The organism is Limnospira sp. (assembly GCF_051859755.1).
Classification (GTDB): domain Bacteria; phylum Cyanobacteriota; class Cyanobacteriia; order Cyanobacteriales; family Microcoleaceae; genus Limnospira; species Limnospira fusiformis.
The window spans coordinates 1-18,841 of the sequence record NZ_JBIMLI010000031.1; the positions used below are offsets into that span (position 1 = coordinate 1).

18 protein-coding genes are annotated in these 18,841 nt (G+C 45.3%); 8 read left to right on the forward strand and 10 right to left on the reverse strand.

The annotated features are described in order from the left end of the window. The first annotated feature begins 104 nt into the window (after positions 1–104). Complete coding sequence (locus tag ACTIE0_RS07855) at positions 105–359, forward strand: hypothetical protein (RefSeq protein ID WP_439516876.1); 255 nt, start codon at positions 105–107, stop codon at positions 357–359. Between the two features lie 380 nt (positions 360–739). Continuing rightward, positions 740–2,050, forward strand: a complete 1,311-nt coding sequence (locus ACTIE0_RS07860) for a homoserine dehydrogenase (RefSeq protein ID WP_439516877.1) — start codon at positions 740–742, stop codon at positions 2,048–2,050. Between the two features lie 25 nt (positions 2,051–2,075). On the opposite strand, the gene ACTIE0_RS07865 is transcribed toward ACTIE0_RS07860, so the two are convergent. The 4 genes from ACTIE0_RS07865 to ACTIE0_RS07880 all read right to left on the reverse strand — a co-directional run bounded on the left by ACTIE0_RS07865 (position 2,076) and on the right by ACTIE0_RS07880 (position 5,636). Beyond that, complete coding sequence (locus ACTIE0_RS07865; RefSeq protein WP_046320455.1) at positions 2,076–3,818, reverse strand: trypsin-like peptidase domain-containing protein; 1,743 nt, start codon at positions 3,816–3,818, stop codon at positions 2,076–2,078. 61 nt (positions 3,819–3,879) lie between these two features. Beyond that, positions 3,880–4,191 carry a DUF3181 family protein gene (locus ACTIE0_RS07870; RefSeq protein ID WP_006620674.1) on the reverse strand — a complete coding sequence of 104 codons (312 nt, stop codon included), beginning with the start codon at positions 4,189–4,191 and terminating at the stop codon, positions 3,880–3,882. Between the two features lie 154 nt (positions 4,192–4,345). Next, on the reverse strand, positions 4,346–4,600 hold the full coding sequence (locus ACTIE0_RS07875; protein WP_006620676.1) for a 2TM domain-containing protein: 255 nt from the start codon (positions 4,598–4,600) through the stop codon (positions 4,346–4,348). Positions 4,601–4,748: 148 nt separating this feature from the next. Then, entirely contained in the window at positions 4,749–5,636 is an 888-nt protein-coding gene (locus ACTIE0_RS07880; protein WP_006620677.1) for a YihY/virulence factor BrkB family protein, read from the reverse strand. 108 nt (positions 5,637–5,744) lie between these two features. On the opposite strand from ACTIE0_RS07880, the gene ACTIE0_RS07885 reads away from it, so the two are divergent. Then, complete coding sequence (locus ACTIE0_RS07885; RefSeq protein ID WP_006620678.1) at positions 5,745–6,893, forward strand: HetZ-related protein 2; 1,149 nt, start codon at positions 5,745–5,747, stop codon at positions 6,891–6,893. A gap of 2 nt (positions 6,894–6,895) precedes the next feature. Here the strand turns inward: ACTIE0_RS07885 and ACTIE0_RS07890 are convergent, their stop codons facing one another. Next, positions 6,896–7,921 carry a DUF2891 domain-containing protein gene (locus ACTIE0_RS07890; protein ID WP_006670126.1) on the reverse strand — a complete coding sequence of 342 codons (1,026 nt, stop codon included), beginning with the start codon at positions 7,919–7,921 and terminating at the stop codon, positions 6,896–6,898. 39 nt (positions 7,922–7,960) lie between these two features. Further along, positions 7,961–8,554 carry a T9SS type A sorting domain-containing protein gene (locus ACTIE0_RS07895; protein WP_006620680.1) on the reverse strand — a complete coding sequence of 198 codons (594 nt, stop codon included), beginning with the start codon at positions 8,552–8,554 and terminating at the stop codon, positions 7,961–7,963. Positions 8,555–9,217: 663 nt separating this feature from the next. Here ACTIE0_RS07895 and ACTIE0_RS07900 point away from each other — a divergent pair. The 3 genes from ACTIE0_RS07900 (at position 9,218) to ACTIE0_RS07910 (ending at position 12,137) form a co-directional block, all read left to right on the forward strand. Continuing rightward, complete coding sequence (locus ACTIE0_RS07900; protein ID WP_006670127.1) at positions 9,218–10,378, forward strand: metal ABC transporter solute-binding protein, Zn/Mn family; 1,161 nt, start codon at positions 9,218–9,220, stop codon at positions 10,376–10,378. Positions 10,379–10,455: 77 nt separating this feature from the next. Beyond that, positions 10,456–11,247: a metal ABC transporter ATP-binding protein gene (locus ACTIE0_RS07905; protein ID WP_039933548.1), complete on the forward strand. Its 792-nt coding sequence runs from the start codon at positions 10,456–10,458 to the stop codon at positions 11,245–11,247. Between the two features lie 50 nt (positions 11,248–11,297). Further along, positions 11,298–12,137, forward strand: coding sequence for a metal ABC transporter permease (locus ACTIE0_RS07910; RefSeq protein ID WP_006620685.1), 840 nt, complete (start codon positions 11,298–11,300; stop codon positions 12,135–12,137). 29 nt (positions 12,138–12,166) lie between these two features. Here the strand turns inward: ACTIE0_RS07910 and ACTIE0_RS07915 are convergent, their stop codons facing one another. The 4 genes from ACTIE0_RS07915 to ACTIE0_RS07930 all read right to left on the reverse strand — a co-directional run bounded on the left by ACTIE0_RS07915 (position 12,167) and on the right by ACTIE0_RS07930 (position 16,567). Then, positions 12,167–13,591, reverse strand: a complete 1,425-nt coding sequence (locus tag ACTIE0_RS07915) for a dihydrolipoyl dehydrogenase family protein (RefSeq protein WP_006670129.1) — start codon at positions 13,589–13,591, stop codon at positions 12,167–12,169. 118 nt (positions 13,592–13,709) lie between these two features. After that, a complete protein-coding gene (locus ACTIE0_RS07920; protein WP_006670130.1) occupies positions 13,710–14,180 on the reverse strand; it encodes an ABA4-like family protein in 471 nt (156 codons plus the stop codon). A gap of 102 nt (positions 14,181–14,282) precedes the next feature. Then, on the reverse strand, positions 14,283–15,575 hold the full coding sequence (locus tag ACTIE0_RS07925) for a bifunctional cobalt-precorrin-7 (C(5))-methyltransferase/cobalt-precorrin-6B (C(15))-methyltransferase (RefSeq protein ID WP_006670131.1): 1,293 nt from the start codon (positions 15,573–15,575) through the stop codon (positions 14,283–14,285). Between the two features lie 209 nt (positions 15,576–15,784). Further along, positions 15,785–16,567 carry a DUF1868 domain-containing protein gene (locus ACTIE0_RS07930; RefSeq protein WP_006620689.1) on the reverse strand — a complete coding sequence of 261 codons (783 nt, stop codon included), beginning with the start codon at positions 16,565–16,567 and terminating at the stop codon, positions 15,785–15,787. A 34-nt stretch (positions 16,568–16,601) separates the two neighbouring features. Between ACTIE0_RS07930 and holA the strand changes: the two genes are divergently transcribed. Both holA and ACTIE0_RS07940 read left to right on the forward strand, forming a co-directional pair. Then, positions 16,602–17,585, forward strand: a complete 984-nt coding sequence (gene holA, locus ACTIE0_RS07935; protein ID WP_006670133.1) for a DNA polymerase III subunit delta — start codon at positions 16,602–16,604, stop codon at positions 17,583–17,585. 187 nt (positions 17,586–17,772) lie between these two features. After that, positions 17,773–18,825 carry a hypothetical protein gene (locus ACTIE0_RS07940; RefSeq protein WP_006670134.1) on the forward strand — a complete coding sequence of 351 codons (1,053 nt, stop codon included), beginning with the start codon at positions 17,773–17,775 and terminating at the stop codon, positions 18,823–18,825. Positions 18,826–18,841: the final 16 nt, after the last annotated feature.

An 18,841-nucleotide genomic window follows, 5' to 3' on the forward strand; every position in this document is an offset into this window, starting at 1 on the left:
CCTAATTTGTATACCCGGATTTGTTGGGTGTCGCTTCGCTTTACCCAACCTACGACTAGAAACCGGGTTTCTTTACCCCCCCAGGGAGAAACCGACCCTGAGAAATGGGGAGCGATCGCCTAATTTGTATACCCGGATTTGTTGGGTGTCGCTTCGCTTTACCCAACCTACGACTAGAAACCGGGTTTCTTTACCCCCCCAGGGAGAAACCGACCCTGAGAAATGGGGAGCGATCGCCTAATTTGTATACCCGGATTTGTTGGGTGTCGCTTCGCTTTACCCAACCTACGACTAGAAACCGGGTTTCTTTACCCCCCCAGGGAGAAACCGACCCTGAGAAATGGGGAGCGATCGCCTAATTTGTATACCCGGATTTGTTGGGTGTCGCTTCGCTTTACCCAACCTACGACTAGAAACCGGGTTTCTTTACCTCCCACAATACCTGAATTTGTTGGGTGTCGCTTCGCTTTACCCAACCTACGACTAGGTTTCTTGACCCCCCCAGGGAGAAACTGGGTTTCTTTACCCCCAGGTATTTCCCATTAGGTAGCCAATATGTGAAAGGTTGTTGATGTGGATTATTATAGTTTAAAATGGTGGCGATCGCCCTCACTAGATCGGACTGCGGCGTAGCCGGCGCGTGGCTTTGGGACTGCCATCTAAAGAACCCGGCGGAAAGGCTCCGGTGTTATTTTGTGTCAAAATGGTTGATAGAAGTGTTGATGGATAGGTTGAAATCGTGGCTTTCAAAATTGGTTTATTGGGATTGGGAACCGTTGGTCAGGGAACTGCTGCAATTTTATTAGATCGTGAGGGTCGCCATCCCCTGCTCAAAGAAATCGAACTGGTGAGGGTAGGGGTGCGATCGCTTTCCAAGTCCCGGACGATCGCATTACCAGAAAACCTATTAACCACAGATTTAGAAGCGATCGTCACCGATCCAGAAATAGATATTGTGGTAGAGTTGATTGGGGGAGTTGAACCAGCGCGATCGCTAATCCTCAAGGCGATCGACCATGGGAAACATATTGTCACCGCCAATAAAGCCCTCATCTCCCGTCATGGGGCGGAAATCTTCTCAGCCGCCACCCAAAAAGGCGTTTATGTTCTCCTAGAAGCGGCTGTAGGTGGGGGGATACCAGTTATTCAACCCATGAAGGAATGCCTGGGGGCTAACCGGATTAATACAGTTATGGGTATTGTTAACGGTACAACTAACTATATCCTAACTCGGATGCAGGCAGAGGCGGCGAACTTTGATGAAGTTCTGCAACAGGCGCAAGAATTGGGTTATGCGGAAGCAGACCCCACCGCTGATGTGGATGGTTTGGATGCAGCAGATAAAATCGCGATTTTGGCATCCCTAGCTTTTGGGGAAAGGATTAAACTTGAGCAAGTCTATTGTGAGGGAATTCGGGGAATTAGTGCCACGGATATTGACTATGCCGATCGCCTAGGTTTTACCATTAAACTATTAGCGATCGCCTCCCGTAGCCTTGAATCTGATACCGATAATATATCCGTGCGGGTGCATCCTACCCTAGTGCCGAAACTCCACCCCCTAGCCAGTATTAACGGCGTTAATAATGCCATTTTCATCGAAGGGGAACCTATCGGACAAGTGATGTTTTTCGGTCCGGGAGCCGGAGCGGGACCTACCGCCAGCGCCGTAGTTTCGGACATTCTCAATATTGCCGGAATTATCACCACCACTAACACCCCCCATGGTGTAGCCGAGTCCGCCCATCCCCTGATGACTTGTACCCACCAACATTATTGTGAACTCGCCCCCATAGAAGAATTAATCACCCGATTCTACGCCCGATTTATTACCCGCGACCTACCAGGAGTGATTGGTAAATTGGGAACCTGTTTTGGCAACCATGAAGTCAGCATAGAATCAATTGTGCAAATTGACACCCACGGGAAACAAGCTGAGATTGTCGTGGTCACCCATGATGTGCGAGAGGGGAATTTCCGTGCCGCCCTAGAGGAGTTAAAACAAATGGATATAGTCGATCGCTTTCCTAGTTTGTTGAGGGTTTTATAACAACAAGTCCCCCCAAGGTGGGGGATTAGGGACGCTTCCAGACTTTCACTTCTCCATCCCAGTCCCCACTGAGAATCATGGTTTGATCAGAGCTGATAGCAATAGCGGTCACATAACCGGTATGACCTCCTAGGTTGGCTTCTATGGTGCCGCTGGTGAGATTCCAGACTTTCACGGTTTTATCCCAACTCCCACTCACCAGAGTTTGGTTATTAGAAGCGATCGCCACTGACCAAACCCCGTCTCTATGTCCGCTGAGACGGCGGATCGGTTGTCCGTTGTCTAGTTTCCAGATGGTAATAGTCCCATCAGCACTACCAGAGGCGAGGATTTCTCCATTGGGACTGATCGCTAAAGATAAAACTGAGAGTTCGTGACCTTCTAGGGTCCGCTTTAGCGCTCCTGTTTCTAAGTTCCACAGCCGGATAGTACGATCGCGGCTACCTGTCGCTAAGGTTTTACCATCGGGACTAATGGCGATCGCTCCCACCAGTTGGGAATGTCCCTCTAGGGTCTGTTGTAGGGAACCAGTTGGCAGATCCCATAATTTAACGCTACCGTCCCAGCTTCCACTGGCTAGGGTTTTGCCGTCGGAACTAATGGCGATCGCTAATATGGCGCTATTATGTCCGGTTATGGTTTGTACAGGAGAAAAGCTACCTGTTTGTAAACCCGCCGCCAGATCCCAAATTCTAATTATCCCATCTTCTCCGGCGGTGATTAGTTGCTGACCATTAGGAGTGACTAACACCCTGGTAGCTTCCCTATTATGGGCGGAAAAGGACTGTCTTAATCCCCCGGTGGCTAAATTCCAGATGTCAACTGTGCCATTGCTATTGCCACTAATTCCCAGGGAGTCTGTAGTGGCGATCGCCATTATTTGTCCTGATGTTTGTTTAAACCGGGATGCCATGGCAAATCCTCCCTCAGCGGCTCCTGGTGCGCCATTCGCACCCCCTGTAACCGGCAAAGTGGGGGGACTCACTACTGTGGGTATATCCTCTCTAGCGACCGGCTGAGGCGGTGTGGGGATAGATGGCAATGTTGCTGTTTTCCGCCACTGCCAAAATCGATTAATTTCAATAGCTGCGGCTGCAATGGTATCCGGGTTTAGCCCAAATTGAACAATACCATTAATCCCAATCAGATTACCGCGAGAGTCTAAAACCGGACCGCCACTCATACCACTGCGGACTAGATTGGTATATACTAGGCTGTAACCCTGTTGGCGATTTTGGCGGTGGGTAACTTGTCCTTGGCTACTGAAAAAAAGCCTTTGTCCTAAACTACTACCGGATCTCGGCCATCCTGCTACATGGACGGTATCTCCTACATTGACGCTCTCAGGGTTCGCCATGGTTGCTATCTGATAGCGTTGGGAACTACTGAAGGGGACGATCGCTAAGTCTAGTCCGGGTATCCGTTGAATTAGGCTATAGTAGACTGAGTGGCGACGACCGTCTGCGGTGATGATTTCATAGTCCCCAATTCGGTTGACGACGTGCCAGTTGGTTAGCACATAGTAGGTGTGATCCTGTTTTTCGACAATTACCCCAGAACCACCTTTGGGACCTTCAATGCGGACGGTGATTTCGGCGGCGATCGCATTAACTTCTGTGGCTGTTAGTTCATCAGTATTAGCACTAATTAGGGTAATTCCCTCTGTGGCGATCGCTACCCCTAACCAGGGAACAACTACCCCAATCATACCTAAACTTGAGGCAGTCAGACCAATTAATAATAATTGCCAATTTCTAGTCTTAGTCATCTGACAAACCTATATATAGCAGACCAGGCGCGTTTGACCTACTGACGCACCTAGTCGCAATTTACATATCTTTTTTGAACTCTTCCAACAGCTTCATTAAATCGGTAATTACCCGGCTGGGAATTAGATCCGCTAGGGAAAGGGTTGTTTTACCACCCCCCAACTTCACGGGGGTATCTTTCAGAATGTTAATGACTGTTTCTTCCTCTAAGTCGGCGGCTTCTTCTAATATGGGATAGAGTTTTTCCGCAACTGGGGTGTGTAAATTGGCATCACCTAGGTATAAATTCCATTTGGTAATATCCATATAAACGTTTTCGCCAATTTCGGCGGCGAGTTTTTCGATCGCTTGGGTATTGCCAGAATTAGACATTTAGAAAACTCCGGTGATTTGCAAAAAAAGCTGATTTGCCTAGTGTTGGGTTTCACCCAACCTACTCCTGTTGGGTTTCACCCAACCTACTCCTACACCCAACCTACTCCTACACCCAACCTACAATTAATTATTAATTATTAATTATTAATTATTAATTGTTAATGCGGGCGGAAGTATAGTCGGCAATGGCAAAAATATAGACCATGTGCGCTAATAATATTAATGCCCAAATGCCTGTTACCCAAACCGCCCAAGACCATGAGGCTTGAGATAGGTTGTGAAAAAACCACAGTCCTGAGTTGCAGGCGGCGAAAATGGCTACATGGACGGCGAAATTCATGCGATCGTCTAAACGACGGTAGTCGGGATCTTGGCGATCGGGTTCACGGGGCCAACGGGGAGGCATGGAGTTTACATCCTTAGCATTTGCATTTACCTATTGTAGAGGAAAATGGCTGTTTTGACATTTAATTATGGTACATTCCCCCCCTCTGACTCTGGGAGAGTGCTGGGGAAAGGGGAAAACACGGCGGTTTGATGGCTTTTGGGGACTGCTAGGGACGGTAATTTTTAGTCATAACGGCGTTGGAACTAGGGCGAATTTGGGAACCATATCGCCTTGACCATATTTTAGTGAGTTCTGCCCCTAATAGAAAGATTTGACAAGAATAGAAGATCCACAGCAGAAGGACGACGAAGGAACTGGCGGCACCGTAAGCAGAAGCTACAGTAGCACGTCCTAAATAGAAACTAATTAAGGTGCGACCGATAATAAATAAAATCGCGGTAATACCTGAACCAACGGCTACGTCTGACCAGGCAATTTTGACATCTGGTAAAATTCGATATATTTGACCAAATAAGATGGTGATTAAAATAAAAGAAACGCCATTATCTATGAGCGATCGCAATAGGCTGGGAATGGATACTACCTTATCTAACCAGTCACTCATTCCCGCCAAAAATGAGCTAATTCCTAGGGACATTAGCAGCAATAACCCGACAATTAACACCATGATGACTGAGAGGATTCGGCTGCGGATAAATTCCCAGATTCCTTGCCCGGGTCTGACTTCAACGTGCCAAATTATATTGAGGGATTCTTTTAATTGAGCAAATATTGTGGTAGCCGCAAATAGGAGAGTCACTACACCAATGATGGTGGTGATTATGCTAGAACTAGGCTGAAATTGAGATTGGATAGCATTGGCAATGACTGAGGCTCCTTGTTCACCCATCAAAGTTTCTAGTTGCTCAATAACTTCTTTTTGGGCTACGGCTTCCCCGACAATGGAACCAGCTACAGCAATGACAATCATTAACAAAGGGGCTAGGGAAAATACCATATAATAGGCTAAGGCGGCGGCGAGAATGGGAACTTTGTCTTTTTGCCATTCGGTGATGGTTTCTTTTAACAAACTTTTGACAGTAGCTAGATTCACGGCTAATACCCTATTTGATGAATCAACAAAAACTCCACTAACCTGGAATCAGATGGTATTCATTATCTGTTAATGGTAGCATAGGTGTTTGGTTGGCTTTGGTGAAAGTTGTTGAGATACTGTCAAACTTTGGAAAAGCATTGGCTTTCCCGCTTACAGAATGATTATCCTCAAGCTAGTCCTGATACTTGGTCTAGTGTGGTGGTTTGGCTGTTGGGAGAAAATCCCGATCGCTGGGATAGTTTAGAACCCGATCGCCGTCCTGCCTTGGAAGCTGGGTTAAATTTTCGTTATCGGATTCTGAAAGAACGTTATTGGGGGGTTTCCTCAGATCAAGCCTATCGGAATTTGATGCAACGTTTGGGGGGTTTGGTGATCCTGCGTCAGAAAATTCAAACTTGGGTCGCTACCAGTCGCGATCGCCAACGTCAGGTGGTGGATGTCCTACAAGAGATCATCCAAAATATGTTGGATCGCGATCGCTATCTTAAACAGCAAATTCAGTGGATCGCTGAATGTACCGATGATCCGCGACTGCGTAATAGTTTGTTATTGACCACAGTTGAGGAATATTGTCTGCGTCCCATTCGCAATCAACCCCTACTGGTTTATCGGTTTGTTAACTATCTTTATCGGTCTCACCGGGGGGGACTGACTCAGGTTCCGACAGGAGAGTGGGTTAAACAAGTCTCTGAGGAAATTGTGTTGGGAGATCACGATGAACCGATCAGCCTATTGGATGATTCGGCGATCGCTCAATATCAGGAGTCTCAGTATTTGGAGGAACAAAAAGCCCAGCGGGTATTCATCCAAAAAGAGTTTCAAACCTATCTCCGGGAAAATGTCGATCCGATCGCCGCTCAATGGCTAGAATTATACCTGCGGGGCTACACTCAAGAGGCGATCGCCGAAAAGTTGCAGCTACCCATCAAACAGGTATATCGAATGCGGGAAAAGGTCGGTTATCATGCGATCCGCAACTTTGCTGTCAAAATCGCCCCAGAATTGGTTATGGACTGGCTGGGAATTTCCCTGGCTAACCATCGCCTCGGTCTGACTCCCTCTCAGTGGGAAAAGTTTTATCAGGATTTGACCCCTACTCAACGTCGGCTTATTGATCTCCTCAAAGCTAATAATTCTATTGATGCGATCGCCAAAACCCTCAAAACCAAAGTTTCCCGGATATACAGTGAATGGTCAAAAATTTACCTCGCCGCCCAGGTTATTCGCAATAGCGACAACCCCCCCACAGCCTAAATTTATCTTAACCCCCTTTGGGTTAATAAATAAACCGCAAAACTCCCCAACCAATGACTTCCGGCGTAATCACACAGAGAAACCGGTTTTAACCCTACTCGACGATGTACCGCCGCCACGGCTTGTAAACTGTTAATGCGTCGATCATCGGGGGGAAGTCCCGCGATAATTCCCTCTAACATCCAAGCGCGACTTAGGTTGAGACCATCAAAATGGGATTGTTGATAGTCGGTGGGGTTGCTGGGAATTACTGGAGATAACCAGTCTATTTCCGGGGTTTCTGGGATGTTTGGGAGAAATTCCCCCAGCCAATTGGCGAAGTTTTCAGCATCTAAAAAACGCCTCATTAAATCGGCTTCCGCTAGGGTCGGAGACAGGAAATCACAGCCGAGAGGTTCAATGTCTAAGGGATAGTTGCGATCGCCATGATAAAACATCTTAGCTCGTTCTTTCAGTAAACCAGCCAGATCCTGATTATCGGTAGTTTTAGACCAATCCCAGATTAAACCCATAGCAAAGGCGGTTTGAATATGGGTCCCACTGCGGTTAGGAAAGGCTAAATCTAACAGCCATTGTCGCAGGTTATTAACTGCTACTTCTTCTAAGGGTTGCAGTATTTCCCCCCACTGTTTTCCCTGGCTATCATTCCATCCTCGCAATTCGGCGGTTAATTGTAATAACCACGCCAAACCATAGGGACACTCAAACTCTGGTCTATCTTTCAGATAGTCGGCTTCTTGAGCGATCGCTTCTGGGGTCAAGTTTTCGCTGACTTTTTCCCTGGCTTCTTCCCTAAATTCCACTCTCGGAAAACAACGCATCACCCGCACCAACAGCCAATGATTATGAACTGCAGAATGCCAGTCCAAACAACCATAAAAGGCTGGGTTGAGTTGACGATGAGGAACTAAATCAGTTTCCTCTGATAAACCATAGAAATGCACATGGGGATATTCCCTATTGATACACCCTAAAGCACATCTCACAAAAGGAGCGATCGCTGTGGGATTAACCTGGTCAGTTTTCACGAATCTTTATCAAGTCTTAGCAGTGAACATTCCGGGGATTTAACCAGTCGGTATATATTCCCAACACCTAATAGGTAAATTGGGATGACCTCTGGCTAAAGCCAATAAGCGATCGCTCCTAAATATACATCTTCTAAAATTCCCCAAGTTGGTCATATTTTGGGCATTGAATAACTGCCAAATTCTCCCTTTTATCCTCATCCCTAAACTCGCCAAAATAGCCGTTTTGGGGGATTGGCGACTTGGTTTTAGCGGTCTATCGCCGGGTCGCAGCCTTGAAGGGTTAATAATAATTGTTTCCGTCGCTGCCAGGTCGCGTTCCTGTTGTAGAGTTAATTGATAGGTAGTATTTCCATCGGCGGCGGCTATTTCTAGCACATAAACACCAGCCGGTAAATTAAAGGCGATCGCCGACCCTTCATTCGGCTGCACTAATTGGCGACTTACCAGGCGACCCCTAGCCGTTTTTAGTCGCAATTCCACCCCAGCACTAAAGCCCTCCACAGAACAATTTAACCGTCCCTTCACCGGATGATTAAAGGTATAGATGTCTATGGCATCTTTCCCCATAAACCCCACATAAACGGCATGATCAGCTAAATTTCCCAGTGCAAAAGTGATGGCAGCAGCCATAATTATAGCCCCAAGTTTTCGGTTAAACTTCTTATGGCATTATACCACAGTTTACACATTATATAGCATTCCACACCAAATTAATTATTTCTGTTGATCTACCGCAGCTTAATCGTCCCCCAGACCCCAGCCTGAGATTTTTAATCATTTTTTAAGTCTTGTCGCCGTCACTTGGTGCTAAAATTGTCTACAATGATAATCATTCTCACCCAGGGCAGCCAACTCACCCATATCAGAAGCGATTATTCCCGTGGAGTCAGCACCCCCGACTGAAGCACGGGGGCTTCGTGCCCCCCTTTCAGGTAGCTGACCAGCTTAAGCCTTAACTGGCTCCGTTCAGAGCAAGAGTTAAAGTTCCTACCCTGGAATGCGTGCTAGTTCCAGGCTCATGAACCGAATCGTTAAACATCTCTAAGGGGTTAAGGACGTGCGATTTGGATAGTACCGACTCTGAACATTGGCGAAGCAAACATTACCCCGCAAGGGAGTCGGAGCCAACCATAGCTCCATGGAGGGGCAACCATACCCCTCCACCCCGCAAGGGGGTGCTGGCGGCGGTCAGCCGCTTGAGTTGGTTTTCCTCTCCGTGATAAATCACGGAGCTTCCAACCCTCCCAGGAGTTTTACGTGAAAAGCATGATCACCAGTTAGCAGGAGGTTTTGATGATTTCCAGATCTCGATTATTCGGACGTTTAACAGTATTGGTGGCTTCAACAGTCGCCCTAGGTTTAGGAGGTTGTGGTCCGACAGATACCACTGGCGAGACAGAAACACCAGAGACTCAAGCTACAACTGTAGCCACAGAAGCACAGTTGCAGGTGGTGACCACATTCTTACCCATGACACAGTTTACCAGAGCTGTGGTAGGCGATCGCGCCACAGTAGTGCAATTAATGCCGACCAATGTGGGACCCCATGATTTTCAGGCTAGACCAGGAGATATACAGGCGATCGTCAACGCTGATGTCTTGGTGAAAAACGGCTTGGAAATGGAGTTTTTCCTAGATAGTTTGATTGAGAATGCCCGCAATGATAACCTAGTAATTATTGACTCTAGTCAAGGCATCCCTACCGTTGCTAATGAAGATCATGATCATGATCACGGTCATGGTCACGGTCACGGACATGATCACGGTCACGGTCACGGTCACGGTCACGGTCACGGTCATGATCACGGTCACGGTCACGGTCATGATCACGGTCACGGACATCATCACCACCATCATGGAGAATTTAACCCCCATATTTGGCTAGATCCTAAACGCGCAATTCAGCAAGTCGAAAATATTCGAGATGGGTTAATAGCCACTGATCCAGAAGGGGCCGAAAAATACACAGCCAATGCGGCTGCATTCATCGAAAAACTGCGAGAACTTGATGCTGAGATTACCCAAAAACTAGCGCCTTTTGCTGGACAAACTTTTGTAGTCTTCCATGATTTTGCCCCCTACTTTGCCGAAAGGTATAACCTCATATCTCAATCTTTTGTGGGTATCCCGGAACAAAATCCATCCCCCCAAGATGTACAAAGAGTTATGAATACAGTTGCCGAATCAGGACTACAAACTATCCTGACTGAACCCCAAGTAGATCAGGATATGTTTTCTACGATCGCCCGAGATATGGGAATTCGTGTCGGTGTCTTTAACCCTATCGAAACTGGCGGACCTGAAGCGATCGAACCTGAATATTATCTGCGTGTCATGCGGCAAAATGCTCAAAATGTATTAGATGCTCTCGGCGGACAAACACAGTCATGGCTACCTTTATCAACGCCTAAATCTGTGGCGGTTATTCCCCAACCAGTTGGCTTACGCTTCTAGGTTAAACCCTCTGAGATTGCCGGGTTATTTAGCCCGGTAATTAATCATTAATTGTGCTAAATTTAAGGAGATTAAAATTGAACAATCCCGTGTTAATGGTAGATAAACTAACTGTTTATCATGAGACATATTTGGCTGTTGACCAGGTTTCTTTTAGCTTAGAAGAAGGAACCGACATGGCAATTATTGGACCCAATGGGGCTGGGAAAAGTACATTAATTCAGTCGATTTTAGGCATTTTACACCGCCAAAATGGTGATGTATTTATCCTAGGACAGCCTTTGAGTCGCTCAGGATATTTGCCTAATTATGTCCGCCGGGAAATTGCCTATTTACCTCAAAATTTTATGTTCGATCGCCGCATTCCTATCACTGTTCAGGAATTAGTCGGTTTGGGATGGGATAAATTAGGTTTACAACTGCCTTGGGTGGGTTCCAGAAGCCGTTATCAGGCTATTAGACAAGCCTTAATTAAGGTGGATGCTTGGAACCTACGCCATCACTTGATTGGTGGTCTTTCCGGTGGTGAAATGAAGCGAGTTTTATTAGCTTATTGTGTGGTGCGTCCCCGCCGCTTATTGATACTTGATGAGGCTTTGGCTGGTTTAGATGTTCAGGGAGAGTTGGATTTTTACCAATTATTATATCAACTCAAAAAAGAAGAAGGTTGGGCAATTTTGCAGATTTCCCACGACCTAGATCAGGTGAAAAAACACTGCGATCGCGTACTGTGTTTAAATCGCATGGTATTGTCAGAAGGAACCCCGGAAACTATCCTTTCTCCCGAAAATATATCGATCGCTTATGGTTCTCAATTACGATTAATCCATACCAATAATTATCATATAAACAATCAAATCACGGGTTAATTATTACCCGGTAACATGGAAATCTGATCTAATTATAAGGAGATTAACCCTTGAATATTCCAGCCGACTTAATGCGTATGATTGAGCTTTTTCAACTGCCTTTTATGCAGCGAGCTATCATGGGTGGCATTCTGACTGGGTTGATGGGGGGAATGTTAGGCAGTTTCACCATTTTAAGACAGCTTTCTTTTTTTAGTGATGCCCTCGGACATTCCGCATTATTAGGCATTAGTATTAGCCTGTTATTAAGGCTTGATCCGTCTTGGGTGATTCTACCTTTTGCCGTATTATTTGCCCTCGGTGTTACCTATTTTATGGAACGTACCCAACTCTGGACTGATGCTTTATTAAATATAATTTACTCTTCATCTCTGGCTATTGGTATTATTATCCTGAGTTTTAGAGACGATTACCGAGGGGGAATTAATAATATTTTATTTGGCGATATTTTGGGGATTCGCGAATCGGATTTAATCTTGTCTGGTTTGTTACTATTAATCTGCATTGCATTTATTGCCCTCACTTTGCGATCGCAGATGTTACTAACCTTAAATGAACCCTTAGCCATTGCACGCGGCGTGGCTGTCACACCCCATCGCACTGTCTTTATAGTCTTATTATCCCTACTGGTGGGAATATCTATCAGGGCGATCGGTGTATTGCTAATTAGTGCTTTTGTGGTAATTCCCGCCTGTGCGGCTAGGTTACTAACCCGCAATTTTATCGGTTACATTATCGTATCATCGGCTTTAGGTGGATTTAGTGCGGTTTTAGGTATGATGTTATCAGCCTTATTAAACTTGCCCTCCGGTCCCAGTATTGTCACCATGCAGTTAGCCATTTTTCTGCTGGCTATTCTCATTCCCAATCTGAAACTGTTAGTATCCTAATATCTGCCAGAAATCCCAGAGAAGGTCTGTTAATGTAGCGATCGCCGCCAGTCAAAAAACCTGTTTAATAAACTTTGCTGCCATTTACTTTCAGCAAATTTCCGCTTTTTCAATAATAAAGCAGCCTTGCTATTTACCTCCGAAAGAGTCGGGTAAACGTGAATACCTGTTAACGCCGAAACCTTCAAATTATTAGCCATTGCCAAAACTACCTCATGGATTAATTCCCCCGCCACTGGTCCAACAATATGAGCCCCAAGAATATCCCCATTTCCGCGCACAATAATTTTCCCAAAACCCCCCGTTTCTCCCTCAGCTTGGGCGCGATCCACATCAGAAAACTGTTGTCTAAGAATATAAACATCATCCCCATAAGCAGCCTTCGCCTGTGCTTCTGTCAACCCCACCCGCGCCAATTCTGGGTCAGTAAATGTCGCCCAAGGAATTACGCGATAATTTACCTTACTTACTGGGAAAAACAGGGCATTAGTCAACACCACAACGGCTTCATAACCCGCCACATGGGTAAACTGATAACCCCCAATTACATCCCCACAGGCATAAATTCGGGAATTGGTAGTTTGTAGCTTTTCATTGACCTTAATTCCCCCAGGTTCTACGGCTACTCCCGCCGCCTCTAAATTGAGGGATTCCACATTAGGCGATCGCCCTGAAGCCAGCAAAATTTCATCAACAATAACCGTATTATTCCCGGCTTTAATCAGTTTTTTACCCTGGGCAATTTCCACAGTTTCCGCCCGTGATTTCGGCAAAATGCGGATTCCTTCAGCCTGAAATTGCTGTTCAACTACCCTAGCCGCTTCCGGTTCTTCTTTCGGTAAAATATGATCGCGACTGGAAATAATTGTCACCTCCGAACCCAACCGAGAAACAGCCTGTCCTAACTCACAACCAATAGGACCCGCCCCAATGATAGCGAGAGATTTCGGGCATTTTTCCAAGGAAAATACCTGTTCATTAGTGAGAAAACCAGCCTCTGTTAAACCTGGTATATTGGGAATAGCGGCACGGGAACCGGTAGCAATAACAAACGCTCTAGCTGTTAATTTTTTCCCATTGACTGCAAAAGTTTTGGCATCAATAAATTGACCATCCCCAAAAATTACCTCAACCCCTAATCCTTGAAAACGTTGTGGGGAGTCATGGGGTTCTATATTTTTAATTACTTGTTGAACATGAGCGATCGCTTCGGCAAAATTAATGGTTGGCGAGGTTGTATGTATGCCAAATTTAGCGGCATTTTTGACTTGATAAGCCCGGCGAGAAGCATGAATCAAAGACTTGCTAGGAACACAACCAAACCAGAGACAATCACCCCCTAAGCGATCGCGTTCCACTAGGGCGACCTTAGCCTTTAATTGTGCGGCAGCACTAGCCACAACCAAACCCCCGGAACCCCCACCAATGACGATAATATCATAATCCACAGCCATAATTTTTCCCCTAATTAAATCACATGAATTTGCTACCTCCAGAATATGATAAACTCATTAATCTGAAGGTAGCCGGAAACTTAACTGAGTAATAACTGAAAATTACCCCAACTTCTGATTAACTCACAGATGGATCGGTGGTAGTTTCTGACCCGCCACCCGCGAAAAATTGGCGAGTTACAGCAGCAGTAATAATGTGGGAAAGTAAACCCATTGGACCCGCAAATAAACATAAAATCAGAGAATGAATTGTCCAAACTCCGGTTTTTTGTCCTTCCCAATATATCCAACGTCCCACAAACAGATCTAAGATTAAAAAGTGAACCCACCCGGCGGCTGCGATCGTTTCATCTCCGAAAAACTTAGCGATATCTGCTAATTGGGGGTTGGATAAAGCCGCCGCACTTTCCGGGTTTATGCTACCCGCAAACAGATACAAATATGTTAACGCCAACAGGATAAAGGGAATATATGATTCCATCACTTTTCTGGTAACTCCCCAATTGGGAACAAACACCATTAGACCCCAAAAAGGCAGTACAAATATGTTGGCGACATTAAAAATTTGGTCAACTGGTAAATTTAACATGGCTGACTTGTGAACAGTATTAATTAACTATAACAAATTTTGGGCAGTTTGTTAATCATGGGGCTAAACTTCGATGATTTGTCTAAGCTGAATTGGTCGAGTTTAACTAAATAAGCTGTGATTATAAATGGTTAAAATGGTCACAGGATTTACAGAAACAAATCTGGTTAAACTCCCCAGAGAAAATGAACGGGAAAGCTGTACTTGTAACAGATGATAATTCCAGTGTTTTTCCCTGGTAATTTTGTCTTTAACCCACTGTAATGCTAAATTGATATGTTCTAAAGTTCTCAAAACTACTACTATCCTACCTCCCGGAGAAAGTCGAATGCTACAGATTCCTAAAATCTCCGGTAAATTGTTGTCGGGAATGCCCATAAAAATGCGATCGGGCGTTCTCAAATGATGTAATATAGCGGGAAATTCCCCATTAATTGATATCACATTGTTTATCTGAAATCTGCGGCAATTTTGTTCAATTAAACAGGTTCCCGATGCCGTTTTTTCGATGGCGTAAATGGTGGACTGGGGAAATAATCTCGCTATTTCTACTGAGAGACAACCCGGACTGGCTTGCATATCCCAAACTACTTGATTTGGCTGTAACCCTAGTTCCCCTAATGCTAAGATACGCAGTTCCCGTGGCGTGATTAATTCGGGTTGATTGCTATTGCCGAAAAATAAGTGATCTGGTATTCCTAAACTGGGAAGATTGGCTAAATCAACCTGGTCGATAATCGCTGGTAAATCGGGTAATAATATCACCAAGTTTAAGGGTGAAAATTGATAGTTATTTATCCGGTCTACCGGGTAGGGTTGTACTCGCTCATTTTCGCCCCCCAAATTTTCGGCAACCCAGAATTGATAAACTTTCGCTAAATCTAGGGATAAGATTAATTGAGCGATCGCTTGAGGGGGATAATCTACACTTGTCAAAATGCCTATCTTTTTAACCCCCTCTTTTAAAGCCTGAGTTAAGCTATCCATTGACCGACTATCAACCCTAATGATTCTCGCATCTTCCCAAGGAATTTGCAGACGGTTAAAAGCTAACTGCATTGAACTAATATGGGGATAAAAAATTAACTGTTCTGGTGGAAAGTTGGCGGCTAATAATCCCCCCACATCAAAAAATAACGGATCGCCAGATACTAAAAATATCACCTCCGGGTTAGTCTGATAATTCCTCTCCCAATTGGTTAGCCATTGTTTCAGTTCGGACAGTGTTTCGACCATATCGGTTAACAGCAATTTTGGAATAGTCTCATAGCTGCTTAAAAAACCCAAATTGCGAGAGTTCCCCACTAACAGATTACCCCGTTTAACCACCCGGCGAACGGAGTCGGAAAGTCCCGCCAATCCATCTAAATTAATGCCAATAATATGTATCGTCAACTATCTACTTTAGGTAAATTGTCAATATTCACAATTAATCAATTAACAGCCATTTTTGGTCAATAATTAGCCAGATTTTACTACTTTAAACAATATCCTGATATTGTCGCGTTCAATTATGATTGGATATGTTCAGTGCGTCAGCAGCACAATTAACTCTAATTGAGAGCATCTTAAAAAACTGCATCTGACGCACCCCAAAAAAAGCCTTAAAAAACAAATCGCGGCCAGTGAGCTTCTCGGCGATAAGCCATCATGTCTTCAAATTTCCTAAAATCGGCTTTTTTTATCAGTATTTCTTGGGGATTATCGAGCCATTGATGGTTTAACTCAAAAATTTGTTGGCTCAAAGTTTCTCGGTCTAAATCATTAGGGATAGAGCCAAAATATCCCAAAGTAACATGAGCCACCAAATGATATTGCTGCTCAATTCCCAAAGCCATTAAACTACGATTCTGATAAATAGACCTTCGGAATTGAATCAACAAATTATAAGCCTCCTCATCCCTAGGAACCAAACAAACAACGATCGCCCTAGTCATTACCATCAAACCCAAAACCTGCCATTGAAAAGGCTGGGAGATTTTCTGAGATTCAAAAATAGTAAAAGATTCGGCGATCGCCTCTTGAACTTTACTTTCAAAATCGGGTATTTGCTGAGAAGCATCTCGATACAAATCATCCCAAATCAAATCAGCCAAAGTAAAATGGAGGCTATCTGGGGGAATCTTCACAAAAAAATCAGGGTCTAAAATTCGTGCCAGTTGCTGTTGACAATCGGTCAAATTTTGATAAAAATCGGCATTATCAACATCTTCCCCAGCCGGAGGCGTAATCACACTGTAACCAGGAAAAGGAACCGGCTTCCTCTGACCTTGAGCATCAAGGGTAAATTTAGGGGATTCCTGGATATGTTCCAGTTGTGATAGGTAAGCCGGCCCTAAAGTCATCCTGGCGACCCGATTGACATAGGTTTGATAGTTATCGTCCAAGTCTGTTTTCCTCGTTATTCAAAGACAATTTGTTATGCCAATTTACCTGTACTGGGGGGACGACGACTTCTCCCTGAGCAAAGCAGTGGACACCTTGCGGGAATCTGTCGTTGATCCCAATTGGTCTAGTTTCAATTTTGACAAAATTCTGCCCGATACACCAGATTCAGTCATTTCTGGACTAAATCAAGCTATGACTCCACCATTCGGGTTGGGACATCGTTTAGTATGGCTAGTTAACACACCCCTGACTCAGCATTGTTCTCCAGAAATTCTACAGGAGTTAGAGCGAACCTTACCGGCTATTCCCGAAACCACCACCCTATTATTTAGCAGTCCCAATAAACCTGATGGCCGCCTCAAATCCACGAAACTCCTACAAAAATATGCCAAAGTTCAGGAATTTTCGGCAATACCCCCCTGGAAAACTGACCAATTGGAACAGCGAGTCCGAGAAGTAGCCCAACAACTGGGGGTTAAACTCAAAGCAGAATCAGTGGCTTTTGTAGCCGAAGCGGTGGGAAATGATACCCGCCAACTTTATGGCGAAATGGAAAAACTTAAACTATATGCTGAGACGACAGACGGTTCCCTAGACATCAAAACTATTACTCCCCTAATTCACAGCAATACCCAGAATAGTCTAAAACTGGCGATCGCCATTAGAGAAGGCAAAACTAGCCAAGCCCTAGGGTTAGTTGCCGATTTAATCGCCCACAACGAACCCGCCCTCAAAATCCTAGCTACCCTAGTAGGACAATTCCGCACCTGGCTATGGGTCAAATTGATGATCGAAACCGGAACCAGAGATGATCAAGAAATCGCCCGCCTCGCGGAAGTGGGGAACCCCAAGCGGATATACTTTCTGAAAAAAGAAGTGCAGCCCCTTTCGTTACAGCAACTTCAACAAACCTTACCGAAACTGCTGCAATTGGAAATTAGCCTTAAACGTGGCGCAGATGAACAGTCAACGCTACAAACACAGATCATCGAACTTTGTCGCTTATTTCACCGCTGATGTATGATAGATTATCATTTGAGTGGCACAGTTCGCCGTTTCAGTCTGGGTCTGGTATCTTTACGCCCCTGTAATATCGGGTGTAAGGGCGGCTTAAAAGCCCTGGAGCCTGGCTCCCCCGTTTCTGAATCTGTGTCACGTCCGAGGTATCACTGAAAATTCCCCAAGGTTCTCGTGAGGGTTAGCCATGCCAAACCAAAGCCAACTGGAACTAGCCAAGCAGGGCGATCCCCAGGCGATTGCCAATGTGATTAACAATTCCCTAAAAGCTAAAAACATTAATGCCGATGTCTGTCGGGAAGATAACTCCCTACACATCATGCTAGAAGGGGATGCGGTTCCTAACAATCAACAATCATTGGTGACATTTGTTCGCAATGGGATGACTAAGTTAGATGTCCCCTCTATCTATACTGTGAAAATCTATGGACGACAATTGGGGGATGATCCCGCTTGGGAAGAAGAGATCGTTTTGAAGGAGCCACCACCGAAGGCGATCGACCCGGAAGATGATATGATTCCCCCTGATGTAGGTGATATTGAGGACGATTTCAGCGAACAAGATACCCTCCTCGATCAGGATGATCATATTGATGATTATGTTGTCGATGATGATGACATTGACCCCGACTACATAGATGATGACCAAGATATTGATGATGATGACCAGGGTGGCTACATTCCAGAAGAAGATGATGATCCTGATGATGATGATGATGATGATGATGAGGACAAAACCCAAGAAGTACAACCTTCTCATCCGAAAAGTAATAAAGTCCTGTTACTGATTCCGATCGTATTATTGGTGGCGATCGCTGCTTTAGCTGGATTGCATTTTGCTGGTATCTTCTCTCTACCTTTCCTCCCTGGTGGTAGTTCAGAAATGACCACCGACCCGGACCCCGCCGACACTGCGGAACCGACGGACCCAGAAACTCCCCAAACGGCGGAACCGACAGACCCAGAAACTCCCCAAACGGCAGAACCCGCCGCCCCCCCCACGGTCCCGACGGACCCTTGGCGTGACGGCATTAATGCGGCAATGAATGCGGCGACCCTAGCCCAGACCGCCCAATCTCAAGCTGAATGGAATGCGGTAGCCAGTGAGTGGCAAAAAGCCAGTGAACTCATGAGCCAGGTTCCACAGGACAGCGAAAACTATCAGGCTGCTCAAGAGAGGGTTGGCCAGTATGCTGAGAATCAGCGTATAGCGCAACAACGTGCGACCACTGCGCCCTAGGGAAGATATGATATGA